At 70.6% G+C, this 26,909-nt stretch carries 5 protein-coding genes and 1 pseudogene; 4 read left to right on the forward strand and 2 right to left on the reverse strand.

All coding sequences use genetic code 11. The features are described from left to right. Positions 1-33: 33 nt before the first annotated feature. Positions 34-426, reverse strand: a complete 393-nt coding sequence (locus H0264_RS05465) for an SCO5389 family protein (RefSeq protein ID WP_181582949.1) — start codon at positions 424-426, stop codon at positions 34-36. A gap of 58 nt (positions 427-484) precedes the next feature. Continuing rightward, positions 485-1,528 (reverse strand): nitronate monooxygenase, encoded by a 1,044-nt coding sequence (locus H0264_RS05470; protein ID WP_220139949.1) that lies wholly within the window; start codon positions 1,526-1,528, stop codon positions 485-487. Between the two features lie 208 nt (positions 1,529-1,736). Here H0264_RS05470 and H0264_RS05475 point away from each other — a divergent pair, with 208 nt between their 5' ends. The 4 genes and pseudogenes from H0264_RS05475 to H0264_RS05490 all read left to right on the forward strand — a co-directional run. Further along, positions 1,737-2,588 (forward strand): M23 family metallopeptidase, encoded by an 852-nt coding sequence (locus H0264_RS05475; RefSeq protein WP_181582951.1) that lies wholly within the window; start codon positions 1,737-1,739, stop codon positions 2,586-2,588. A 59-nt stretch (positions 2,589-2,647) separates the two neighbouring features. Then, positions 2,648-3,628, forward strand: coding sequence for a helix-turn-helix transcriptional regulator (locus tag H0264_RS05480; RefSeq protein ID WP_181582952.1), 981 nt, complete (start codon positions 2,648-2,650; stop codon positions 3,626-3,628). Between the two features lie 208 nt (positions 3,629-3,836). After that, on the forward strand, positions 3,837-11,189 hold the full coding sequence (locus H0264_RS05485) for a non-ribosomal peptide synthetase (RefSeq protein ID WP_181582953.1): 7,353 nt from the start codon (positions 3,837-3,839) through the stop codon (positions 11,187-11,189). A gap of 127 nt (positions 11,190-11,316) precedes the next feature. After that, positions 11,317-26,805, forward strand: a pseudogene (locus H0264_RS05490) (non-ribosomal peptide synthetase); the annotation flags it as partial. Between the last annotated feature and the right edge of the window lie 104 nt (positions 26,806-26,909).

Genomic DNA, 26,909 nt, shown 5'->3' on the forward strand with positions numbered 1-26,909 from the left:
AACGGAATCCGTTCGCGCCGTTGCCTGTTCGTCTCAGCAGTTGCGGAGCTCCGGGCTCTGGTTCAACAGCTGGGCGCGGGTGGAGATGAACGTGCTGTAGGTGTCGCCGCCTACGGAGGCGAGCGGGAAGGCCGCTACGCGGTGGCAGTTCTGGAAGGCGAGCTTCACGCCGAAGTGGCGTTCCAGGCCGCCGCGGATGGCGTCGGACGCCATGGCGCGCAGCAGCTGTCCGCGGGCGGTTTCGTCCGGCGGCGGGATCACGTTGTCGGCGAATTCCGCGGTGCCGGAATGCAGGTCGGCCGCCACCCGGCTGACCACCTCGTAGGCGTAGGGCAGCGAGTTACGGACGCATTCGACGAACTCGGCGTCGCTGACTTCACCGCGTTCAGCACGTTCCAGTAGTGCGGTGGGTACGTCGAGTGACATGGCGCTCTCCTCAGTGGGTGGTGGGAGGGTGTGCGCCAAGTCTAAACGACAAAGGTTGTCAATAACCCTGGATTCGTATCGAAAGTGCCCGTTGCACTGCGGCTTTGGCATCCACTGAAAGTTGCCGCACCATTTCGGCGGCCGGCAGCTCGGGTGCGAGCGTATGTGCTTGACCTGCCCAGAGATTCACCGCGTCGGCATTTCCGTCGGCCCGCGCGGCCGCCCGCAAAGGCCCGGTGGCGTAATGGATCTCGGGGTAGGCGGCCGGAGCGCCGGTGTGCTCCAGCATGAATCGATTGCGCAGCCCGCGGGCCCGCCGGCCGGTGAAAGCCCGGGTCAGCATGGTCGGAGTGTCGAGGGTGATCCCGTCGCGCAGCAGCGCCGGCGTGCCGGCCTCGGGGCAGCGCAGGAACGCGGTGCCGAGCTGTGCCGCGGCGGCGCCCGCCAGCAGCACCGCCGCCACCGCCGCGCCCGTGGCGATGCCGCCCGCCGCCACCAGCGGCCGGTCCACCGCGGCCCGCAGCAATTGCAACAGCGTCAGCAATCCGAGCGGATCGGTGACATCGTCCTCGGGCCGATCGGTGAAGCTGCCGCGATGCCCGCCCGCCTCCGCGCCCTGGGCGATCAGCACATCCGCGCCCGCCTCGACGGCCACCCGCGCCTCGGCCACCGACGTCACCGTCACCCACACCTCGGACCCGGCCGCGTGCAGCCGCTCGATCTCGGCGGGGGACGGGCAGCCGAAGGTGCACGACACCACCGCCACCGGCTCGGCGACCAGCAGATCGAGCTTGGCATCCCAGTCGTCACTGTCGAATCGCGGTTCCCCGACCGGGAATTCGCGCGCCAGGTCTTCGACGTATCCGCTGAAGCGATCGACCGGCGTCGGCGCGGACGGCACGAAGAGGTTGACGCCGAACGCCGCGGACGTCAGCTCCCGCGTGCTCTTGATGCGTACGGCCAAGTCATTCGCGCTCAAATAGCCAGCTGCTATGAACCCCAGTCCGCCCGCGGTGGACACCGCCGCGGCGAGTTCGGGTGTGGACGGGCCGCCCGCCATGGGGGCCAAAACGATCGGAGTACCCAGCTCATCGAGAAGCACGCCCTCCAGTGTGCCCCCGCACATCACGAATGACGTTTTCGTGATCGGCCGTTCACCGGGATTACCTGGCGTTATTCGGAAGAAGGTTGCGGAATGGTCACGGGCGAGTACAGTTTGCGTCACAGCGATGCCGAATCGTTACCGGCCCCACCGAACGCTAGGACGAGCTTTGCCGCACCACCGAGAGACTGCGAACTCTGTTTCCGTAATGGATTTGCTGGGTGATTGTGGCGCGGGCCGTGCAGGCACCGCGACTCGTAGTACCCGGCACCGAGCCGAATCGACCACCACCGACCGCGTGAAGGTCGCCGCCGGAACCGCGGTCGCCGCGGGCGCTCTCATCGGCGCCGTGACGCAGCTGGTTCCCGCTATCGCCCACGCCTCGCCGCTGGCCCCCTCGCACGAGGATCAGCAGACCGCCGATGAACCGGTGCTGCTGAAGAACGCGGCCCAGAAATTCAAGGGCGGCGTCGGCGATATCGCCGCCACCGAGGTCACCCAGGACGCGCCGCCGGTCGCCGCGGCCGCCCCCGTCGCGGATGTGGCCGCCCCCGCCCCCTTCGGTCTCACCAACCTGCCGCCGGAGCTGTCCACGCCGCTGGTCCAGGCCGAGAACGCGCTCAAGCAGCTGCAGCAGACCATTGCCCCGCAGCAGGCCGTGCGCCCCGTCGCCGGCGTCATCAGCTCGGGCTACGGCGCCCGCTGGGGCGCAATGCATTACGGCATCGACTTCGCCGACACCCTCGGCGCGCCCATCCACTCCGTCATGAGCGGCACGGTCATCGAGGCCGGTCCGGCCTCCGGTTTCGGCCTGTGGGTCCGGGTTCAGCAAGATGATGGCACCACCGCGGTGTACGGCCACGTGAACGACATGTACGTGTCGGCCGGGCAGCGCGTGAACGCCGGTGACGTCATCGCATCAGTTGGTAATCGCGGCAATTCCACAGGTCCTCACTTGCACCTGGAGATCTGGGATGCCGCCGGAGGGAAGATGGATCCGCTGCCATGGCTGGCCAGCAAGGGCGTAATCATGCAGCAGCAGTGGGGCCCGGACCAGTAGACCGCTCACCGGCACCCGCCCCCGGACGTTTTCCGGACCGGCGCCCGCCGGTGGGTGCGGTGACTACGCTTGACGACCTGTTCGACCCCGCTTCGCTGCACGGCCGCGCATACGCCGTACTCGTGCAACATCCCCGGTCGACCGCGCTCGAGGTCGCGGAACGACTCGGGAGTCCGCCGCGCGTGGCCGAGGCCGCGCTGGAGGCGCTCTGTCATCTCGACGCGGCGGTGCGGCTGGCCGAACCCAATGGCGTCGTGCGCTGGGACGCGCACGCGCCGGAAGCGCTGTCGGAGGCCGAAACTCGGCGTCGCAGCCGCGACATGCTGCGAATGCAGTCCGCCGCAGCACGTTTGGGGGAGACCTTCCGTTCGGTGCGGCGCACCACCGACGCCGACGGCGCCGTGGTCGCCGTCTACGAAAGACGCCAGTTGCTGGCCGATTTCGAGGATCTGCAGCACACCGCGCACTCCAATGTGAAGGTCGTGGAGCGCGGCCCGTTCCTGTCCGATGTGGACACCGAGGAGCGGCTGTTCGAGCTGAAGTCCGCGCGCATCCAGGCGGGGATCGACTACCGGACCCTGTACCAGGAGACGATCTACCAGGACCCAGAAAGACTGCGGCACGTGCTGGCCACGAATGCCGTAGGCGCACAGGCGCGTACGCTGCCCGATCCGCCGATGAAGCTGATCCTCGCCGACGACCGCCGGGCGGTGCTGGTACTGCACACCGACGAGCGTCGCGGCGATCCCATGGGCGTGCGGGTGGGCCCGTCGCCCACCCTGGATCTGCTGGTCAAGACCTTCGACGCGCTGTGGTCCATGGCCACGCCCATTTCGGTGAATCCGGCCGAGGCGCTCGACGAACGCGACCGCGCGATTCTCACCCTCATGAGCATGGGGGCCACCGACGACACCATCGCGCGGCGGCTGGGCCTGTCCCGGCGAACCGTGGTGCGCCGCACCGCCAGTCTGCTGGAGCGGCTCGGGGCGAGCACCAGATTCCAGGCGGGCGTACAGGCTACCCGGCGCGGCTGGTTGTAGCCCGGCGTATTGGATTGTGGCGCAAGTCACATCGGTGCAACGTCAGTGCCTGGTAAGCGATAGTCACTGAGCTCGAGCCGTCAACCGCGCTCGCTCGCACCGATATGATTGCCCGGTCCGCCAATCCGGGAAGACGTCGGTCGAGGTTGGGTTGGCCGAAGGCGTTCGGCGAGCGGATCAGCTAGACCCGAGAGGTGAATGCACTCGAATGGAAACTGCCCGCCGTACAGCTCGCGGTTCACGTCGGCGTCGGTCCGGCAGCCCTCTTTTCGGGCAGCTTCTCACCGCCGCGGTCGAGTCCGCCGCCGATTCCATTGCCGTCAGCTTCAATCCGACGGGCGATCCCGCCGACCTGCGTGAGGTCACCTATCGCGAGCTGGACGAACAGTCCTCGCGGCTGGCGCGGGAACTGATCGACCTGGGCATCGGACCGGGCGATTCGGTGGCCATGGGCATCAGCCGATCCGTCGAATCGGTGCTGGCCCTGTGGGGCATCGTGAAGACCGGGGCCATCTACATTCCGGTCGATCCGGCGTATCCGGCCGACCGCATCGAGCACATTCTCACCGACTCCGGCGCGAAGTTCGGCCTCACCATGTCCAAGCACCGCGCGGGACTGGGCGCGGGTGCGGAGTGGATCGAACTCGACGAACCGGCCCGCGCCGCGAGCATCGCCGCGCGCCCGGCGCATCAGATCTCCTACGCCGACCGGGTGCGGCCGCTCACCGAGCAGGACCTCGCCTACGTCATCTACACCTCGGGTTCCACCGGCAAGCCCAAGGGCGTGGCCATCAGCCACACCGGCCTGGCCGGGCTCGCGGCCTGGAAGGAAACCCGCGAGGTCGGCGCGGACGCACGCATCACCCAGCTCACCACGCCCAGCTTCGACTTCTCCATCGTCGAGATGCTGTGGGCGTTCACCGCGGGCGCGACGCTGGTGGTCGTGCCGCCCACCGTCTTCGGCGGCCCGGACCTGACCGAACTGCTGCGCCGCGAACGCGTCACGCACATGTGCATCACCCCGGCGGTGCTGGAATCGCTGGATCCCACCGGACTCGACGACCTGCGCGTCGTCGTCTGCGGTGGTGAGCGCGTCGCGCCGACCCTGGTGGACCGCTGGCTCGCGCCGCACCGCCACTTCCACATCGAATACGGTCCGACCGAGGTCACCGCGCTGTCCACCGGCACCGTGCCGCTGCACGCCGGCGGCGGCACGCACATCGGGTCCACCCTGCCGGGCATCGGCGCGTTCGTGCTCGACGCCGGACTGCGGCCGGTGCCCACCGGCGTCGTGGGCGAGCTGTACCTGTCGGGTGCAGCGCTGGCCCAGGGCTACCTGAATCGGCCCGCGCTCACCGCGGAACGCTTCGTGGCCAACCCCTTCGGCGCGGAGACCGGGCAGCCCGGCAGCCGCCTGTACCGCACCGGCGACCTGGTGCGACGCACCGAGGACGGGGTGTTCGAGCATCACGGCCGCACCGACTTCCAGGTCAAGATCCGCGGCCTGCGCATCGAGCTCGGCGAGATCGACAGCGCCTTCACCGCCCATCCCGATGTGGATTACGCGGTCACCCTCGGCGTCACCGTGCCCACCGGCGCGGCGCTCGCGGCCTATGTGCTGCTGCGGCCCGGAAGTGCCGTCAGCGCGGCCGAATTGGCGCAGTTCATCGGTGAATCGCTGCCCGCGTACATGGTGCCCGCCTCCATCACGCTGCTGGACGAGATCCCGCTGACCCCGGTCGGCAAGCTGGACCGCGAACGCCTGCCCGCGCCCGTCTTCGCCTCCCGCGAATTCCGCGCACCCTCCACACCCGCGGAAACGGCCATCGCCGAAGCCTTCTCGGCGCTGCTCACCCCCGCCGGTGACGAGACCGTGCGGGTCGGCGCGGACGACGATTTCTTCGAGCTCGGCGGCAATTCGCTGCTGGCCACCCAGGCCGTGGCGCGCATCGGCACCGCGATCGGCACCCGGGTGCCGGTGGCCATGCTGTTCGAGACCTCCACGGTGGCGGCGCTGGCCGAACGGCTCACCGCGCTGGCCGCGCCCGAGCACACCGGCCTCGCGCTCGGACCCATGCCGCGGCCCGAGCGCATTCCGCTGTCCTTCGCGCAGCAGCGCATGTGGTTCCTCAACCGGTTCGATCCGGCCAGCGCGGTCAACAACATCCCGCTCGCGGTGCGACTGTCCGGTGCGCTGGATCTGGACGCCATGCGCGGCGCGGTGCGGGATCTGGTGGAGCGGCACGAGGTGCTGCGCACCATCTACCCCGAGGTCGACGGCGAGGGCTACCAGCTGGTCCTGCCGCTCACCGATGACCGTGCGGTACCGCAACTTTCGATCGACGACATCGCCGCGAGCGATATCGCGGCCCGGGTCACCGAGATCGCGGTCGGGGGCTTCGATGTCACCGTCGCACCGCCGGTCCGCCTGCGGGTGCTGCGCATCGCCGAGGGCGAGCACGTGCTGGTGTGCGTGGTGCACCACATCGCCGGTGACGGCTTCTCCATGGGGCCGCTCGCGCGCGACCTCATGACCGCGTACCTGGCGCGCACCGCCGGATCGGCCCCGCGGTGGACCCCGCTGCCGGTGCAGTACGCCGACTACACGCTGTGGCAGCGGGCCACCCTGGGCGGCGAGGACGATGCGGAATCCGCGCTGTCCCAGCAGATCTCGTTCTGGCGCGAGACCCTGGCGGATCTGCCGGACGAACTGGTGCTGCCCTCGGATCGGCCGCGCCCGCCGGTGGCCAGCTACCGGGGCGGCACCTACCGCTTCGAACTCGCCGACGAGACCTACGCCGCCCTGCGGCGAATCACGCAGAGCCGCAATACGACCCAGTTCATGGTCGTGCACGCGGCGCTGGCCGTGCTGCTGGCGCGGCTGTCGGGCACCCGGGACATCGCGGTGGGCACGCCCGTCGCCGGTCGTGGCGACGCGGCCCTCGACGATGTCATCGGCATGTTCGTGAACACGCTCGTGCTGCGCACCGACATCGATCCGGCCCTCGGCTTCGACGAACTGCTGGGGCGGGTGCGCGAGCAGGACGTGCGGGCCTTCGGGCACGCCGACGTGCCGTTCGAGCGGCTGGTGGATCTGCTCGATCCCGCCCGCTCGCAGGCGCGCAACCCGCTGTTCCAGGTCATGCTGGCCTTCCAGAACCTGGCGCGCACCGAACTCGAACTGCCCGGCCTCACCGTGTCCGGCGCGGACCTCGAGGTGCCCTTCGCCAAGTTCGACCTGCAGCTGACCATGCAGGAGACCGCCGACGCGAACGGCGACGGCACCGGCATGGCGGCCGAATTCTCCTACGCGCTGGACCTTTTCGACGAACCCACCATCGCGTCCTTCGCCCGCGGCTTCCAGCGGGTGCTCGACGCCGTGGCCGCCGATCCGGCGCTGGCCGTCGGCGACATCGACCTGCTCGACGCCGCCGACCGGCAGCGGGTGCTCACCGACTGGAACGCCACCGCCTTCGACGTGAACGCGGCCGTCGGACTGCCGGAAGGTCTTGCGCCGAGCCTGGTTTCGATCTTCGACGCACAGGTCGCGGCCACGCCGGGCGCGCTGGCGCTGGTGTACGAATCCGAGCAGCTCAGCTACGCGGAGCTCGCCGAGCGCGCCAACCGGCTGGCGCGGCAGCTCATCGCCGCCGGCGTCGGGCCGGAATCACTGGTGGCCCTGGCCCTGCGGCGTTCCACCGAGCTCGTGGTCGCCATGTACGCGGTGCTGCAGACCGGTGCGGCCTACGTGCCGCTGGACCCGGATCAGCCGCAGGAGCGCATCGGCCACATTGTCGATACCGCGCGGCCGGCCATGATCCTGACCACGCGTCGCGACGACTTCACCGTCGAGGGCGAGGTGCCCGCGGTGTTCGTGGAGGATCTCGAGGCGCATGCGCTGACCCGGGGTGTGAGCGGCGCGCCGATCGCGGATGCCGAACGGGCACAGCCGATCCGGCCGGGCACCATCGCCTACGTCATCTTCACCTCCGGGTCGACCGGCCGCCCCAAGGGCGTCGCGGTCAGCCACGCGGCCATCGTCAACCGGCTCGTGTGGATGCAGGCCGAGTACCGGCTCGGCTACGACGACGTCGTGCTGCAGAAGACGCCCGCCACCTTCGACGTGTCGGTGTGGGAGTTCTTCTGGCCCTTGCTCACCGGTGCGCGGCTCGTGGTCGCCAAGCCGGACGGGCATCGGGATCCGGTGTATCTCGCCCAGGTCATTGCCGAAGAAGGCGTGACCACAGTGCATTTCGTGCCGTCCATGCTGTCGGTGTTCGTCGCCGCGCTGGCGGACGGTCACGCCGAGGCCGGGGAGGCCGCCGGCGCGCTGCCGCGCCTGCGGCAGGTGTTCGCCTCCGGTGAGGCGCTGCCCGCGCCGACCGCGCAGAAGCTGCGGGAGCTCACCGGCGCGCGGGTGCACAACCTGTACGGGCCCACCGAAGCCGCCGTCGACGTCACCTATCACGAGGTCGCCGACACCGACACGGTGACGGTGCCGATCGGTGCGCCGGTGTTCAACACCCGTGTGTACGTGCTGGATTCGCGCCTGCACCCGGTCGCGCCGGGGGTCGCGGGCGAGCTGTACCTGGCGGGTGCGCAGCTGGCGCGCGGGTACGTCGGCCGCGCCGACCTGACCGCCGACCGCTTCGTCGCCGACCCGTTCGGCGCCGGCGAACGCATGTACCGCACCGGCGATCTCGTGAAGTGGACGAGCGCCGGGGAACTGGAATACCTGGGCCGCACCGACTTCCAGGTGAAGCTGCGCGGCCTGCGCATCGAACTCGGCGATATCGAGGCCGCGCTGCTGGCGCAGCCGGGTATCGCGCAGTCGGTGGTCGTGGTGCGCGCGGACGCGCATGCCGGTGATCAGTTGGTCGGGTACGTGGTGCCCGAGCCGGATGCGGTAATCGACACCGCCGCAGTGAAGTCCGAGCTGGCATCGGCCCTGCCCGGCTACATGGTGCCGTCCGCGCTGGTGGTGCTGGACGAGTTCCCGCTCAATGCCTCCGGCAAGCTGGACCGCAGGGCGCTGCCCGCGCCGGTGTTCGAGGCGAAGGTGTTCCGGGCTCCGGCCACCCCGATCGAGGAGATCGTGGCGCAGGTCTTCGCCGACCTGCTCGGCGTGGACCGTGTCGGCGCGGACGACGACTTCTTCGACCTGGGCGGCAACTCCCTGGTCGCCACCCGCGCGGTGGCCCGCATCAACGAGGCCCTCGACGCCACCGTCTCCGTCCGCGAACTTTTCGAGACCGCAACGGTTTCCGCGCTCGCCGCACGCATCGTGCCCGGCGCGGGCCAGGGTGCGCGCCCGGCGCTGGTGGCCGGACAGCGGCCGGAACGGCTGCCGCTGTCGCTGGCCCAGCAGCGCATGTGGGTGCTCAACCAGTTCGATCCGGAATCCGCCGCCTACAACATCCCCATGGCGGTGCGGCTCACCGGGCAGCTGGATCTGCCCGCGCTGCGCCAGGCCGCCGAGGACGTGCTGGCGCGGCACGAGGTGCTGCGCACCCGGTACCCCGAATCCGGGCCCGGCGGTGCGCCGCACCAGGAGATCCTGTCGGTCGGCGAGGCGCTGCCGGACGGGCTCGTGGTGGAGCGCCCCGCCGATATCGGGGCGCGCGTCGCCGAGCTCATCTCCACCGGATTCGATGTCACCGCACAGGTTCCCGTGCGGATGCACCTGCTCACCGGTGACGATCCGGACGACTACCTGCTGATCGTGGTGGCTCACCACATCTCCGCCGACGGCGCCTCCATGGCCCCGCTGGCGCGCGATGTCATGACCGCCTACTTCGCCCGCACCGCGGGTGAGGTGCCGGGCTGGGCTCCGCTGCCGGTGCAGTACGCCGACTTCGCGGTGTGGCAGCGCACGGCCATCGGCTCCGACGAGGACGAGAACTCGCTCGCCGCGCAGCAATTGGCGTTCTGGCGGGAACGGCTCGCCGGACTCTCCGACATCCCCACCCTGCCGTTGGACCGGCCGCGGCCGGCGCTCGCCTCGCTGCGCGGGGCGGCGGTGGACTTCCTGCTGCCCGCCGAGGTGCACGCCGGTCTGAATCGCGTTGCGCGGCAGCACAATGCGTCGCTGTTCATGGTGGTGCACGCCGCGCTGGCCGTGCTGCTGGCGCGCACGTCCGGCAATGCCGACGTGGTCATCGGTACGCCCATCGCGGGTCGCGGTGAGCGGGCGCTCGACGATCTGGTCGGCATGTTCGTCAACACCCTGACGCTGCGCACCACGGTCGACACCGCCGCGCCGTTCGCCGATCTGGTGGAACGCGCCAAGGAAACCGACCTCTCCGCCTTCGCCAATGCCGATGTGCCGTTCGAGCGCGTGGTGGAAACCGCCGCCGCCGGTCGCACCGCCGCGAATCCGCTGCTGCAGGTGGTGCTTTCGCTGCAGAACAACGAGGTGCCGGTGCTGGAGCTGCCCGGTCTGACCGTGGCCGCCCTGGACGCCGATCTGGCGGCCGCCAAGTTCGACCTGCAGATCGGCATCGAACCCGGCCAGGCCGAAGACGGATCGGCCGGTGAGCTGGGCGTCGTATTCTCCTACGCCACCGACCTTTTCGACGAGGACACCATCGACCGCCTCGGCGACCGCCTGGGCCGCATCCTCACCGCCGTCGCCGCCGACCCGCATATTCCGGTGCGCGACATCGTGATCGAGGACGCGCTGGAATCGGTTCCGGCGCAGGCCGCCCCGGCCGCCGCCGAACCCGCCGCCGTCGCCACCCGCGGCACCGCGCTCACCCAGGTGCTGTCCTCGGTCGTGGAAGACGATCCGGACGGCCCGGCCCTGGTGTGGGGCGAGCAGGCCCTGTCCTACCAGGACCTCGACGCCCGCTCCTCGCGCCTGGCGCGCGTGCTCATCGGCCGCGGCAGCGGTCCGGGCACCGGTGTCGCGGTGCGCTTGGACCGCAGCATCGAATCCGTCGTGGCCGCCTGGGCGGTGCTCAAGGCCGGCGCCGCCCTGGTGCCCGCCGACGGCATACCGGCCGCCGGGCTCGATGTGAAGGTCGGGCTGACGGTCGGCCCGATCCCGGCCGACGACATCGACTGGCTGGCCCTGGACGACCCGGCGGTCATCGCCGAGATCACCGCCGAATCGGCCCGCCCGGTGACCTACGCCAACCGCGTACGGGCCCTGCGCGGCGACGACCCGGCCTACGCGTCGGGGGCGACCGTCCTCGGCTACGACCAGCTCGCGGCGGTTGCCGACCAGGTGCTGGACCGGTCGGAGCTCACCTTCGAAGCCCGCACCTATCAGCTGGGCGCGGCCGAATCCGCGCTGGCACTGGTCGAATTGGTGGCCGTCGGCCTGGTCGGCGCATCGGCCACCCTGCCCGACGCCTCGGGCGGCGACCTCTCCGGCGCGCTGGCCGACGAATGGGTCACCCACCTGTTCGCCGACCACACCCGTCTCGGCGAGATCGACCCCGCGCCGCTGGAGGACCTGCAGGCCGTCGTCACCGACGCCGCAACCACCGGGCAATGGGTGTCGTCCGCTCGGGTGATCACGCTTTCCGACCTGGGCAGTACGACCAGCACGGAGTAACACAGCCTGCGCATACCCGATGGTTTCCGGGGTGCGCGGCGGGCACGAGCAACAACGGACAGGATGAGGACAGCTTCATGATTCGGGTGGTCGGGGACCGGTACAACGAGTTCCGGGTGGTTGGCGCATGACCCGCCCGGCTCGCGTCCGGCCCACCCGCACCCGGCGGCCCCGCATTCCCACGCTGCCGCAGCTGCTGAGCACCGCGGTGGAGGCCAATCCGGCCGGGACCGCGCTCGTGCTCGCCGATGCCGGGGACACCCTGGCCACCCTCGGATACGCCGAACTGGATGTGCGGTCCACGCGGCTCGCGCGGTTGCTGATCGATCGCGGAGTCGGGCCGGAGGATCTCGTCGCGGTCGGCATCCGGCGATCGCTGGAATCGGTGATCGCGGTGTGGGCGGTCGCCAAGACCGGCGCGGGATTCGTGCCCGTCGACCCGAACTATCCGGCCGATCGCGTCGCGCACATGGTGTCCGACTCGGGGGCCGTGCTGGGCCTCACCGTGGCCGACACCGTCGCGGACCTGCCCGAGGACATCGAGTGGCTGGCCGTCGACACCGACGAGACCGCCGCCCGGCTCGCCGGGTATCCGGCCGACGCCATCACCAATGCCGAACGCGTGCGGCCGCTGCGCGCCGAGCATCCGGCGTACGCCATCTACACCTCCGGATCCACCGGAAAACCCAAGGGCGTCATCGTCACCCACGCCGGGCTGGCGGGCTTCTGCGAGGTGCAGCGGGAGCGCTACCGGGTCACCGCAGACTCGCGCACCGTGCACTTCGCGACCCCCTCGTTCGACGCCTCGATCCTGGAACTGCTGCTGGCCATCGGCGGTGCGGCCACCATGGTCGTGGTGTCGCCGACCGTGTACGGCGGATCCGATCTCGCGGCGGTGCTGAAGCGCGAACGGGTGACCCATGCCTTCATCACCCCGGCCGCGCTGGCCTCGGTCGATCACACGGGGCTCGACGAGCTGCGGGTCGTGATCACCGGCGGCGAGGCGTGCCCGCCGGATCTGGTGCAGCGCTGGGCCGCCGACGGGCGGGCCTTCTGGAACGCCTACGGGCCCACCGAGGCCACGGTCATGACGAATATGACCGAGCTGCTGCCGGATCGGCCGGTCACCATCGGCGCGCCGATTCCGGGCGTCACCGCGTACGTGCTCGACGAGGGGCTGTCGCGGGTTCCGCTCGGAGTGGCGGGCGAACTGTATGTCGCCGGAACGCATCTGGCGCGCGGATACCACGGGCAGGCGGGGCTGACCGCCTCCCGCTTCGTGGCCAACCCGTTCGACACCAACGGAACCCGGCTCTACCGCACCGGTGACCTGGTGCGCTGGACCGTCGACGGCGAACTGGAATACCTGGGGCGCAACGACTTCCAGGTCAAGATTCGCGGCTTCCGCATCGAACTCGGCGAGATCGACGCGGTGCTCGCCGACCATCCGGCCCTCGACCTGGCCGTCACCGTCGGACACGAGCTGGCGAGCGGGGCGACCGTGCTCGTCTCGTATGTGCATGCCACCGCAGGGGATTCGGTCGACGCCGCCGAACTGACGGCACTGGCGGAGAGCCGGTTGCCCGCGCACATGGTGCCCACGGCCATCATGGTGCTCGACGAGATTCCGCTGACCCCGGCCGGCAAGCTGGACCGTCGCGCGCTGCCGGAACCCGTGCTGCAGACCACCGCGTACCGCGCGCCGGAAACCCCGCAGCAGCAGGCCATCGCCGAGGTGGTGGCCGAGGTGCTCAAGGCCGAACGCGTCGGCCTCGACGACGACTTCTTCGCCCTCGGCGTCGACTCCATCACCTCGATCCAGATCGTGTCGCGGGCCCGCGCCCGGGGTGTGGCCTTCAAGCCCAAGGATCTCTTCGCCGCGCGCACCGTCGCCGACCTCGCCGAAATCGCCGTGGCCGCAGAGGCTGTCGAAGCCGTCGAGGAACTCGCCACCGGTCCGCTGGTCGACCTCGACGACGCCGACATGGCGCGACTGCGCGAGCAGTACCCGAACCTGGCCGACGTGTGGCCGCTGACACCGCTGCAGTCCGGCATGCTCTTCCACGCACTGCTGGCCGAATCCTCCGTCGACGCCTACATGACGCAGTTCAGCGTCGAACTCGGCGGCGATCTCGATCTGGACCAGCTGCATTCGGCCGCGCAGATCATGCTGGACCGGCATGTGAACCTGCGGGCCGTCTTCGCCGAGGACGCGGCGGGCAATCCGTTGCAGGTCGTCCTCGACGACGTCGAAGTGCCCTGGCAGTACTTCGATTTCAGCGACCGTCCGGCGGAAGAGGCTGCGGCCGAGGCGGATCGGGTGCACGCCGAGGAAATGGCGCGGCACTTCGACATGCGCACGGCGCCGCTGCTGCGCTACAGCGTGATCCGCGTGGCCGGGGACCGGCACCGCATCACCGTCACCAGCCATCACATCCTGATCGACGGCTGGTCCATGCCGCTGCTCATGCAGGACATGTTCACCCTGTACGCCGCCGGCGAGGCCGCCGCACAGCTGCCGCCGGTGCGGTCCTACCGCGACTACCTGGCCTGGCTGGCCGCCCGCGACCACGACGCCTCGCGCGCGGCGTGGCGGACCGCGCTGGCCGGGATCACCGAGCCGACGCCGCTCGCGCCGGTGGATCGCTCGCGCGAGATCTCCTCGGGCATAGGCGAAGTCGAGTTCACCCTCGATGCCGCGCAGACCGGGGCGCTGGCCCGGGTGGCCGCCGACGCCGGGGTCACCGTCAACACCATCGTGCAGGCCGCGTGGGGTCTGCTCATCGGGCGCAGCACCGACCGCGACGATGTCGTGTTCGGCGCGACCGTGTCCGGGCGGCCGCCGCAGCTGGCCGGCATCGAGACCATGGTCGGGCTGTTCCTCAATGCCATTCCGGTGCGGGTGCAGTTGAGTGCCGCCGACACGCTCATCGGACTGCTGCGGCACCTGCAGGACGAGCAGGCCGCGCTGCTGGACCATCACTTCCTCGGACTGGGGGAGATCCAGGAAATCGCCGGGGTGGACGGGCTTTTCGACTCGCTCATCGTGTTCGCGTCCTTCCCGGTGGACGGCGAATCCCTCGACGCGGCCGCCGCGCGCACCGACGGCGTGGGGCTGCTCGGCACCACCGCCGCCAATGGCACGCACTACCCGCTGACCGTCATGGTCATGCCGGATCGCGGGGCGCTGCGATTCACGGTGAAGTACCTGCGGGACCTGTTCGACGATGCCGCGGCCGAGACCGTGGCGGAACGGTATTCGGGGCTGCTCGCGCGATTCGCGGCGGAACCGGCGGCGCGGGTCACCGAGATCGACGCGCTGACGGCGGGGGAGCGCACCGCGCTCGCGGCCGTGAATGCCACCGAAGTGGCCGCGCTGCTGGATGATTCGACACTGCTCACGCTGTTCGACGCGCAGGTGGCGCGGACGCCCGACGCACCCGCCATCATCTTCGGCGATACCACCCTCACCTACGCCGAACTCGACGCGCGCTCACAGCAGCTCGCGCACGAACTCATCCTGCGCGGGGTCGGCCCCGAGTCGCGGGTCGCGATCGCCATGCGGCGCAGCATCGAACTGGTCGTCGCCGTCTACGCGGTGCTGCGCGCCGGTGGTGCCTATGTGCCCGTCGATCCGGATCACCCGGCCGAGCGCAATGAATCCGTGCTCGCGGGATCCGCGCCGGTGTGCGTGCTGACCCGCACCGCCGAGAAGTTCGACACCGATTCCGGCGTACCGCTTTTCCTGGTGGACGCGCTCGCCGCGGCCTCCGATTTCGCCGCGGCTGTCCCCGCGCCCGTACACCCGGACAACACCGCCTACGTCATCTTCACCTCCGGCTCCACCGGAAAGCCCAAGGGCGTGGCCATCACCCACCGCCAGATGGCCAACCAGTTCCGCTGGGCCCAGCGCACCTACCCGCACGCCCAGGGCGATGTGGTGCTGCACAAGACCCCCATCACCTTCGACATCTCCACCTGGGAACTGTTCTGGCCCTTGCAGACCGGCGCGGCCGTGGTCATCGCCGAACCCGACGGCCACCGCGACCCGGCCTACATCGCCCGCATGATCGACGAACACTCGGTCACCGCAGTGCATTTCGTGCCCTCGATGCTGGACGCCTTCCTCGACGATGTGCGGCCCGGATGGCAGCCGTCCCTGCGCTGGGTGTTCGCGGCCGGTGAAGCCCTCACGGCCGATAGCGCCACCACGTTCGCCGACGTTCTGACCGGAACCGAGCTGATCAACTGGTACGGCCCGGCCGAGGCCACCGTCGTTACCGCGCATCCCGCCGAAAACACTGCGGGCGTTGCTGTTCCGATCGGCAGCCCGGTCGCGAACACGCGTGTGCACGTGCTGGATCGGCAGCTGCGGCCGGTGCCGTTCGGTGCGGCCGGTGAGCTGTATGTGGCCGGTGTGCAGTTGGCTCGCGGATACCTGGGCGCACCGGCGCTCACCGCCGAGCGGTTCGTCGCCCACGATGGTGGCGAGCGGCTGTACCGCACCGGTGACGTGGTCCGCTGGACCGGACAGCCGGGTGCGGGCGCGGCGCTGGAATACCTGGGGCGCAGTGATTTCCAGGTGAAGTTGCGCGGTCAGCGCATCGAGCTCGGTGAGATCGAATCGGTGCTGGCGCATCACGACGCGGTGCATCGGGCCGCCGTCGCGCTCGTGCGCAGTGCGACCGGGGATCAGCTCGTGGCCTATGTGGTGCTCGAAGCCGGTGCCGAAGTCACCGATACCGAACTGCTGGCGCACGTGCGCGCCACCCTGCCGTCCTACATGGTGCCGTCGGCGGTGGTGCGGCTGGAGGCCATGCCGCTCAATGCCAGTGGGAAGCTGGATCGGAAGGCGTTGCCGGTTCCGGAGTTTCAGGCGCGGGAGTACCGGGCGCCGGAGACTGCGACGGAAAAGGCTGTGGCCGAGGTGTTCTCGGCCGTGCTGCATCGGGATCCGGCTGCCGAGGCGCGGCTGGTCGGGGCGGATGACGACTTCTTCGAGCTGGGCGGCAACTCGCTGATCGCCACGCAGGTGGTGGCTCGGCTCGGAGCCGCACTGGGCGTGCGGGTGCCGGTGCGGGCGCTGTTCGAAGCGCCGACCGTGGCCGAGCTCGCGGCTTTCCTCGCGCAGCAGGGGGATTCCGAGGTCGCCCCGCTGCGGGCCATGGAGCGGCCGGAGCGGATTCCGCTGTCGTACGCGCAGCAGCGCATGTGGTTCCTCAACCGGTTCGACCCGGAGAGCGCGGTCAACAACCTGCCGTTCGCGGTGCGGTTGAGCGGGCCGCTGGATGTGGACGCGCTGCGGGCGGCCGTCGGGGATCTGCTGGAGCGGCACGAACTGCTGCGGACCGTGTACCCGGAGATCGAGGGCGAAGGGTTCCAGGTCGTCCTGCCCGCCGCGAACGCCGTTCGGCCCGTGGCGGAGTCCGGCGCCCTGACCGGTGGCGACGAAAGCGCGCTGCCCGAGCTCGTGCTCGCCGACGCCACCGAGGACGAGATCCTGGCGCAGGTCGCCGAGGCGGCGCTGGCCGGATTCGATGTGACCCTCGCGCCGCCGCTGCGGCTGCGACTGCTGCGCATCTCGGCCACCGAGCATGTGCTGATCGCCGTCATCCACCACATCGCGGGTGACGGATTCTCCATGGGGCCGCTCACCCGCGACCTCATGACGGCCTATCTGCGGCGCGCCGAAGGGCAAGCGCCGCAGTGGAGTCCGCTCGAGGTGCAGTACGCCGACTTCGCACTGTGGCAGCGCGAGGTGCTCGGCTCCGAGGACGATCCGGAATCGCTGCTGGCCCGGCAGATCGGATACTGGCGCGACGAATTGGCCGGGCTGCCCGGCCAATTGGATCTGCCCGCCGACCGGCCGCGGCCCGCCGTCGCCTCCAATCGGGGCGCGACCTACGCGTTCGAGATCGACCCGCATGTGCACGCCGCGCTGAATCAGCTGGCACAGCGCCATGATTCGACCCTGTTCATGGTGGCGCACGCCGCCTTCGCCGTGCTGCTGGCGCGCCTGTCCGGCACGCGTGACATCGCCGTCGGCACCCCGGTCGCCGGACGTGGCGAGGCCGCGCTCGACGACCTCATCGGCATGTTCGTGAACACCCTCGTGCTGCGCGCCGACGTGGACCCGGGCGAATCCTTCAGCGAGCTGCTGGCGCGGGTGCGCCGCACCGACATCGCCGCCTTCGGGCACGCGGACGTGCCGTTCGAGCGGCTCGTCGAGGTGCTCGACCCGGTGCGCTCGGCCGCCCGGCATCCGCTGTTCCAGGTCATGCTGACCTTCCAGAACCTCGGACAGAACACCTTCGAACTGCCCGGCCTGGCGGTGTCCGCGGTGGACCTGGACGTGCCGCTGGCCAAGTTCGACCTCCAGCTCACCCTCGCCGAACAGACGCTGCCCGACGGCACCCCGCAGGGGCTGACGGCGCTGTTCACCTATGCCACCGACCTTTTCGACGAGGCCACCGTGCACGGCTTCGCCGAACGGTTCCGGCGCGTCCTGGTCGCGGTCGCTGCGCACTCCGACGAACCCGTCGGCGACTACGACCTGCTGGCCGTCGACGAGCTCGAGCACGTGGTCACCGACTGGAACGCCACCGCCGTCGATGTCACCGCCGGTCTGCCGGAAGGCGCTGCGGCAGACCTGATCTCGCTGTTCGAGGCGCGAGCGGAGGCCACGCCGTACGCCACCGCGCTGGTGTACGAGGACGAGTCCGGCCGCCACGAACTGTCGTACTCCGAGTTCGCCGCCCGCGTGCACCGCCTCGCGCGGCGGTTGACCATCGCGGGCGTGCGCCCGGAATCGCTGGTGGCACTGGGCATTCGACGCTCCGTCGACCTGGTCACCGCCATGTACGCGGTGCTGGCCGCCGGCGGCGCGTACGTACCGCTCGACCCCGACCAGCCCGCCGAACGCGTCGCCCATGTGCTCGGCACCGCCGACCCGGTATGCGTGCTCACCACCTCGCGCGACGGGTTCGACGCGCCCGGCCACACCGTGCTGGTCGTCGACGAGCTGGAACTGTCCGGCTTCGACCCGGCGCCGCTCACCGACGCGGAACGCCGTGCGCCACTGCACGGTTCGAACACCGCGTACGTCATCTTCACCTCCGGCTCCACCGGCCGACCCAAGGGCGTGGCCGTGCCGCACAATGCGGTGGTCAACCAGATCCGCTGGATCACCAGTGAATACGCGCTCGACGCGCAGGACGTGGTGCTGTTCAAGACCCCCGCCACCTTCGACGTGTCGGTGTGGGAACTGTTCGGCCCCTTGGCCGTCGGCGGCCGCATGGTCATCGCCACCCCGGACGGGCACCGCGATCCGCAGTACCTCGCGGACGTGATCGCCACCGAACGCGTCAGCCTGACCTCGTTCGTGCCGTCCATGCTGAGCGTGTTCGCCGGCAGCGCCGACCCGGCCGCCATCACCTCGCTGCGCGCCCTGCTCGTGGCCGGTGAAGCCTTCAGCGCCGACGCGGTCGCCGCCGCCCGCCGACTGGGCGACATCGCACTGCACAACCTGTACGGCCCAACGGAATTCACCGTGCACGCCACCGCCGCGCCGGTACCGGCCGATACGGCGGGCGCCGCGCCCATCGGTCTGCCGGTGTGGAATTCCCAGGCGTACGTGCTGGATTCGCGGCTGCACCCGGTCGCACCGGGTATGGCGGGAGAGCTCTATCTCGCGGGCGCTCAGCTGGCCCGCTGCTATGTGGGCCGGGCGGACCTGACCTCGGATCGCTTCGTGGCCAACCCCTTCGGGCGCGGCGAACGCATGTACCGCACCGGTGACCTCGTCACCCGCACCGCCGACGGGTCCATCGTCTACCTGGGCCGCACCGACTTCCAGGTGAAGCTGCGCGGCCAGCGCATCGAACTCGGCGAGATCGAATCCGCGCTCACCGCACACCGCTCCGTCGCGCAGGCGGTCGTCGTCGTGCACAGCGGTGACCTCGGCGATCAGCTCGTCGGCTATGTGGTGCCCGCACCCGGCACACCCCGCATGACCGGTGCGACCGCCCCGGCGCCCGGCCAGGTGGACGTTGCCGAACTGCGCGCTCACCTCGCGGACCGGCTGCCCTCCTACATGGTCCCGGCCGGCCTGGTCGTGCTGGACGCCATGCCGCTCAACGCGAACGGCAAACTCGACCGGAAGGCCCTGCCCGCACCGGAATTCGAGGCGCGCGAGTTCCGTGCGCCCGCCACCGGCGCCGAACTGCTCGTCGCCGAGATCTTCGGCGAGGTGCTCGGCCTCGGGCAGCCCGTCGGCGCGGACGACGACTTCTTCGCGCTCGGCGGCAACTCGCTCGTCGCCACCCAGGTGGTGGCGCGACTGGCCGCCGCCCTGGACACCCGCGTGCCGGTGCGGCTGCTGTTCGACGCCCCGACCGTGGCCGCCCTCGCCGCCGAACTGGCCGGAGCCGGCGGCGGCGGACGACTGCCCGCACTGGTGGCGGGCGAGCGGCCGGACCGGATCCCGCTGTCCCCGGCCCAGCAGCGCATGTGGTTCCTCAACCGGTTCGACAGTGGCTCCGCGGCCTACAACATTCCGGTCGCGGTCCGCCTCACCGGCGAACTGAACGTGGACGCCCTGCGCGCCGCCGTCGCGGATGTCGTTGCCCGGCACGAGATCCTGCGCACCGTGTACCCGGAGACCGAGACCGGCCCGGTGCAGGTGGTGCTGTCCGCCGAACAAGCCGGAATCGACCTCGAATACCGGACCGTCACTCCGGAGGAAATCACCGGCGCGGTCCTCGAGATCGCCTCGCACAGCTTCGACGTCACCAGCGAAGTGCCGCTGCGCGCGGCGCTCTTCCGCATCGACGACGCCGCCGCGCCGGGCGAAGCGGCTGCCGCCGAGTACGTGGTCGCCATGGTGGTGCACCACATCTCCGGTGACGGCTCGTCCGTCGCGCCGCTGACGCGCGATCTCATGACGGCCTACGCCGCCCGCTCCTTCGGCGTCGCCCCCGGCTGGGAACCGCTGCCCGTGCAGTACGCCGACTACGCCATCTGGCAGCGCGCCCTGCTCGGCAGCGAGGACGATCCGGAATCCCTGGCCGCCAAGCAGATCGCCTACTGGCGGACCGCGCTCGCGGACCTGCCGGACCAGCTGGAGCTGCCGTTCGACCGCCCGCGCCCGGCCATGCAGTCCGTGCACGGCGGCAAGGTCGCGGTGAACATCGGGGCCGAGGCGCATGGTGCGCTGGCCGAACTCGCCCGCGCCGAGGGCGCGACGCTGTTCATGGTCGTGCACACCGCCCTCGCGGTGCTGCTGGCCCGGCTCTCGGGCACCGAGGACATCGCCATCGGCACGCCCATCGCCGGACGCGGTGACGCCGCGCTCGACGACCTCATCGGCATGTTCGTGAACACCCTCGTCTTCCGCACCCGGGTCGACCCCGCCGCGTCGTTCACCGAACTCCTTGCCCGCCAGCGTGATACCGACATCCAGGCGTACGCGCACGCCGACGTGCCGTTCGAGCGGCTCGTCGAGGTGCTCAACCCGGTGCGCTCCACCGCCCGGCATCCGCTGTTCCAGGTCGGCCTGTCCTTCCAGAACCACGCCACCTCCACCCTGGAGCTGCCCGGCCTGACCGTGTCCGCCGTCGGCATCGACGCCGAACTCTCCCAGTTCGACCTGCACTTCATCATCGGCGACCGCTACACCGAAACCGGTGCGCCGGACGGGATCATCGGCCACGTCACCTATGCCACCGCGCTGTTCGACGCGGACACCGTGGCCGGATTCGTGCAGCGGTTCGAACGCGTGCTCACCGAGATCCTGACCGCACCCGCCACCCCGGTGGGTGCGCTGGATCTGCTCGCTCCGGCCGAGCGGGAGCGAATCCTGCTGGGCTGGAACGACACCGGGCACGAGGTGGAGTCCGGCACCACCCTGGCCGATCTGCTCGACCGCACCGTGGCGGCCTCCCCGTTCACCCTCGCACTCGTCGCCGACGAGCCCCGCGGGCGTGTCGAACTCAGCTACCGCGAACTCGCCGACGAGGTGAATCAGCTTGCCCGGCACCTGATTTCACTCGGCGTCGGCCCCGAGTCGCGCGTCGTGCTGGCCCTGCGCCGCTCCGCCGACCTGGTCGTCGCCATGTACGCCGTCACCGTCGCCGGCGGCGCGTACGTCCCGGTCGACCCGGACCAGCCCGCCGACCGCACCGACTACATCCTCGAGACCGCGGCACCCGTCTGCGTCCTCACCAACTCCGAGGCCGGATTCACCACCACGGCCGCGCCGGTGGTGGATATCGATGCGCTCGAACTGGATTCGCTCGCCGCCGAAACGGTCACCGACGCCGAGCGCGTCGCACCGCTGCGCCCGGAGCACACCGCCTACGTGATCTTCACGTCCGGCTCGACCGGCCGCCCCAAGGGCGTCGCCGTGCCGAACCGCGCGATCGTCAACCAGATGCTCTGGAAGACCGCCGAATTCGGCCTGGGCAGCGATGACGCGGTGCTGCTGAAGACCGCCGCCACCTTCGACCTCTCGGTCTGGGAATTCTGGTCGGCCGCGGTCTCCGGCGGCTGCCTGATCGTCGCCGCCCCCGACGGCCATCGCGACCCGCTCTACCTGAACGAGCTCATGGCGCGCGAGCAGGTCACCACCCTGCACACGGTGCCCTCCATGCTCGACGCCCTCATGACCGAATCCGGTGGGGCGCTGACAGATTCGATGCGCCGCGTACTGGCCATCGGTGAAGCCCTGCCCGCGTCGGTGGCGCAGCGTTTCCGCTCCGCCAACCCGCACGCCACGCTGTTCAACCTGTACGGCCCGACCGAGGCCGCGGTCTCCATTACCGCCCACACGGTCACCGACGCCGACCAGAGCTCGGTATCCATCGGCGCCCCCGAATGGAACAGCCATGTCTACGTACTGGATTCGCGACTCCAGCCGGTCCCGGTCGGCGTCCCGGGTGAGCTCTACCTGGCAGGCGCCCAGCTCGCCCGCGGCTACTTCGGCCGTCCCGACCTGACCGCGGACCGCTTCGTCGCGAACCCCTTCGCGACCGGCGAGCGCATGTACCGCACCGGCGACCTCGTCGCCTGGACCGCCGCAGGCGAACTCGACTACCGAGGCCGCACCGACTTCCAGGTCAAGATCCGCGGCTTCCGCATCGAACTCGGCGAAATCGAAGCAGCCCTGCTCGCCATGCCAGAAATCGCCCAGGCCGCCGTGGTAGCCAAATCCGACCCCCACACCGGTGACCGTCTAGTGGCCTACCTCGTTGGTGCGCTCGGGCAGTCTGCGCCAGGGGCGCAGGGTGGGCAAGCGCAGCACCCCGCAGCGGCGAGCGTCCTCGACCCGGTAACCGTGAAGTCCGCGCTAGCAGCGACCCTGCCCTCCTACATGGTCCCGTCCGCCTTCGTAGTCCTGGACGCCCTCCCGCTCAACGCCAACGGCAAGCTCGACCGCAAAGCCCTCCCGAACCCCGAGTTCGAGCCAACCACCTTCCGGGAACCCGCCACCGACCTCGAACGCACAGTCGCGAGAATCTTCGCCGAAACCCTCGGCAAAGCGCAGATCGGCGCCGACGACGACTTCTTCACCCTCGGCGGCAACTCCCTGCTCGCCACCCAGGTGGCCAGCCGCCTGCGCACCGTCACCGGCGTGGAAGTCCGCGTCGCCTGGTTCTTCACCGCGCCCACGGTGGCCGCCCTCAGCGCCCAGATCCTGACCGTCCTCGAGGGCGAACACGCCTACGACACCGACTCCGACGCGGGCTTGCAGGTACTGCTCCCGATCCGTGCGACCGGCACCCGAATCCCGATCTTCTGCGCGCCCCCCATGGCCGGAATGTCCTGGACCTACGCCGGTTTGGCCCGCTTCCTCCCTGAGGACCAGCCGATCTACGGCCTGCAATCGCCCGCCATGACCGAGCCGGACTACGACCCGTCCTCGATCACCGAGGTGGCCCGCCGCTACGTCGCCGAAATGCGCGCCGTCCAACCGGAAGGCCCGTACCGAGTCCTCGGCTACTCCCTCGGCGGCATCCTCGCCTACGCCATCGCCACCGAATTGCAGTCGGACGGACAGGAAGTCGACCTGGTCGCCATCCTCGACTCCTACCCCGAGTCCAAGTCCGACTTCCGCACCTCCGTGCTCGACGAGTTCGCCGCCATCGGCGTGGGCCCGGAAGCCTTCCCCGACGGCGACCTCCTCGAACTCAGCGAGGAAGCCCTCACCGCCCTGCACGCCGCCGTCCCCGCCGGCCTGGCCGTCCTCACCCTGGACCGCATGCGCCGCATCTACCGTGGCGCGGTCCGCAGCCTGCAACTCGAATCCGCCTACCACCCGGCTCCCTTCCACGGCCGCATCGACCTGTTCCGCGCCGAATTCCGCAGCCCCGGTGAACCGCAGCCGCATTCGGCCGCCGACTGGGAACCCTTCGTCACCGGCGAAATCACCCAGGTCACCTACCCCTTCGCCCACCAGGTCCTCACCACCCCCGAAGCCCTCGCCGAAATCGGCCCGCGCCTGGCGGAACTGGTCGCGCAGGCCGATATCCGCCGGACCACGCCCGAGCCGGTAACCGCACACTCCGCGCAAACGGCAGAAAGTGAGCCGGTTTCCGCGCGACCCGCTACGGTTGCCCCCGTGACGGAGTTCGCGTCCACAGCAAGCGCATCGCATCCCCTGCGACCGGAGCCCGCCGTGCCGGGGTTCCCGTCGGCGGCAGACGAATTGCCCTCCGGGCCTTCGGAGCCCGAGTCGTACCGGCAGCAGATCATGGCCGCCGCAGGCGAATTGGCCGCTGCTCAGCCGGAACCCGGCAGTGCGCCGGGACCGGCGGGCGAGCGGACGCTGCCGGAGCTCATGGCCGCCGCGGTGGCCGCCGACCCGGACGCGCCCGCCATGCTCTTCCGCGGCCGCACCTTCACCTACGGGCAGCTGGATGCCGAATCCTCGCGCCTGGCAAGGGTCCTCATCGACCACGGCGCGGGCCCCCGCGTCCGCGTCGCCGTGGCCCTGCCGCGTTCGGTGGCCTCGGTGCTGGCAACCTGGGCCGTCGCCAAGACCGGCGCCGCCTTCGTCCCGGTGAACGCGGCCCACCACACCGCCCGCCTCGAGCGCGCCCTCACCGAGTCGCGCGCCACCCTGGGCCTCACCATCAGCGCCGAAACCCCGGCCCTGCCGCGCCTGGCGCACAACACCGACTGGCTGGCCCTCGACGACCCGGCTTTCGGCGCCGACGTCGAATCCCGCCCGCCCACACCGATCTCCGACGCGGAACTCCCCATCCGCATCCGCCCCGCCAATGTCGCCTACGTGCACGAGGACATCACCGCCACCCAGGCGCAGCTGACCGACCTCGCCACCACCTACCCCGATGCCCAACTGCGCGTGGACAAATCCACCCACGAGATCCTCCGCGCCCTGGCCACCGCCACCCCGGTCGACCTCGACCACCCCGCCCCACCCGTGGCGCCCCCACCGGTCGACTCCTTCACCGACGACGCCGCCTGGGCCACCACCGCCGTCCTCCCGGCCATCACCATCGACCGCGACGGCCCCTCGGTGAAACTGCGCGCCCCCGCGGATGACGAGGGCCTCGAATCCGGCTCCGATGCAGGCGAATCCACCGCTCGGCCCGGAGCTGACGGGCGAACCGTCGACCGGAATTCCGGCCTCGTGCCCACCATCTCCACACCGCAACGGCCCGCCCCCCAGCCCGCTGCCGCCGAATTCGACAGCGCGGTCGCCGGCACCGGAGCAGCAGCCGAACGCGGATTCGACCCGGATGCCGCGCATTCCAGTCACTTCGCGACAGATCGGCGGGACTCCTCGCCCAGCGCGGAGGATGACTTCGCCTCGGGGACCGTGGATTCCGGCCTCACCGGTGTTCGGCGCGCTGGCGGCGCCGCAGGCTCGGCCGTCGGCGACACCGAAGCGGCCATCGACCAGACCGACAGCACCACCCTGGGCACCCATGCCGCAGTGGACAGTTCCGCTGCGGAGATCGACGCGGCTCCTGACGAATCCGCCGCGGTTGCGGCCGACGGTTCGTCCGCCGCGAACCGGGCTCCGGCCGAAGACAGGCGCGCTGCGGACTCGGCTCCAGCAGCAGATGAGCGCGCTGCGGCCCCGGCCCCGGCCGGCCACGCTCCCGCGGCGAATCCGGCTGCGGCCGAGCACGCGCCCGCGGCGGCGGCCGCTCCCGTGGAACGAGTGAGCTCGGCGGATACGGCTGATTCCGGCGCCGGTGCTGCCGCATCCCGGGAGGGAGTGCGGGTGCCCGCCGGGCTCGGGGCGGCGCTGGCCGCCGCCGCACCGCGACTGACCGCGGTCGGGCAGGTTTCGCCGCTGCCCGCGGGTGCGGTGAGTGTGCTCGAGGTGGATTCGTCCGGAGTGTGGGAGCGGGCCATCACGCTCGATATCGGGGCCGACTGCTCCGGTAGCCGGGTGCGGCGATCCGTGGCCGGACTGCTGGAACGGCATCCGGCGCTGTGGGCTCGGCTGCGGTGGGACGAGGATTCGGCGGTGCTGGATATTCCGGCGCGGCCGGATCGCGGGGCCGCCGTCGTATGGCAGCTGGATCCGGGCGTGCAGGCGGTCGGGGATCCGATCCAGGCCGTCATCAATGCGGCCGCGGTGGAACTGGATCCGGAGAACGGGCGCAATATTCGCTTCGTGCTCGTGGAGAACCGGGACGCCGAACCCGCCGAGGATCCCGCCGACCGCCCGGCCGCCGTGCTGGTGGTGGTGGCCAACGGCCTGGTGGTGGACGACACCTCGTGGCGCACCATCATCGAGGACCTGACCGCCTCCTGGTCGGGCGGGCACGCCACCCCGCCGAGCGCGGACGCCCACCCCAGCGGTATCGCCCGCGCCCTCGCGGAGCGGGCCTCCGGACCCGACACCGTGCACGAATTGTCCTGGTGGCGTGAGGCTCTGGCCGGTGCGTCGGCGGGCGCGTCCCCCGACGAACTGTCCGGCGACCCCGAACTGGCCGGCCGCGGCCGCGTCTCCGTCTCCATCACCGGAGAGGGTGCGGCGGCGGTCGACACCGTGGCCCGCCACTACGACGCCAGCATCGACGACGTGCTGCTCGGCGCCCTCGCGGTCGCCCTGCTCGACGAGAGCGGCGAATCCGCCCGGCGCACCACCGGATCCGTGGTCCGGCTGGTCGCCGACGGCCGCGACGAGGGCTCCCGCACGGTCGGCGCGTTCAGCACCACCTACCCGTTCCCGCTGCGCCTGGACGGCGTCGACTTCGCCGAGGTGCGCCGCGGCGGGCCGTCCGCCGGAGCAGTCCTGGAGCAAATCCGCGACCAGGCTCGGCGAGTCCCCTCGCAGGGTGTCGGCTTCGGACTGCTCCAGCACCTGAATCCGGCCACCGCGGCGGATATCGCCGGACTCCCGGTCGGCCGCATCGGCTTCCGCTACCGCGATCTGCGACCGGCGCGCGTCTACCCGGAACCCGTCGCCGACGACCTCTACCTGGACGTCACCGTCGACACGACACAGGACGGGCTGATGGCACGCTTCGATTTCGCGGGCGCGGCCCTCGACCTCGAACAGGTCAAGGCGCTGGTGGAAGGCTGGGTGCAGGCGCTGGGCGGGCTCGCGGAGCACGGTCGTGCGGCCAATCCGTAACATAGTCCGCTGTCCAAGCACGTAGCTTGGCCGATATGGTCTGTCGGGTCGGCAATTACGCGGAGAACCCGGCTGCGGGGAACAGCGACCATCGAAGCCAACCG

Origin of the sequence: Nocardia huaxiensis (assembly GCF_013744875.1) — a bacterium.
In the GTDB taxonomy this organism is placed as follows: Bacteria; Actinomycetota; Actinomycetes; order Mycobacteriales; family Mycobacteriaceae; genus Nocardia; species Nocardia huaxiensis.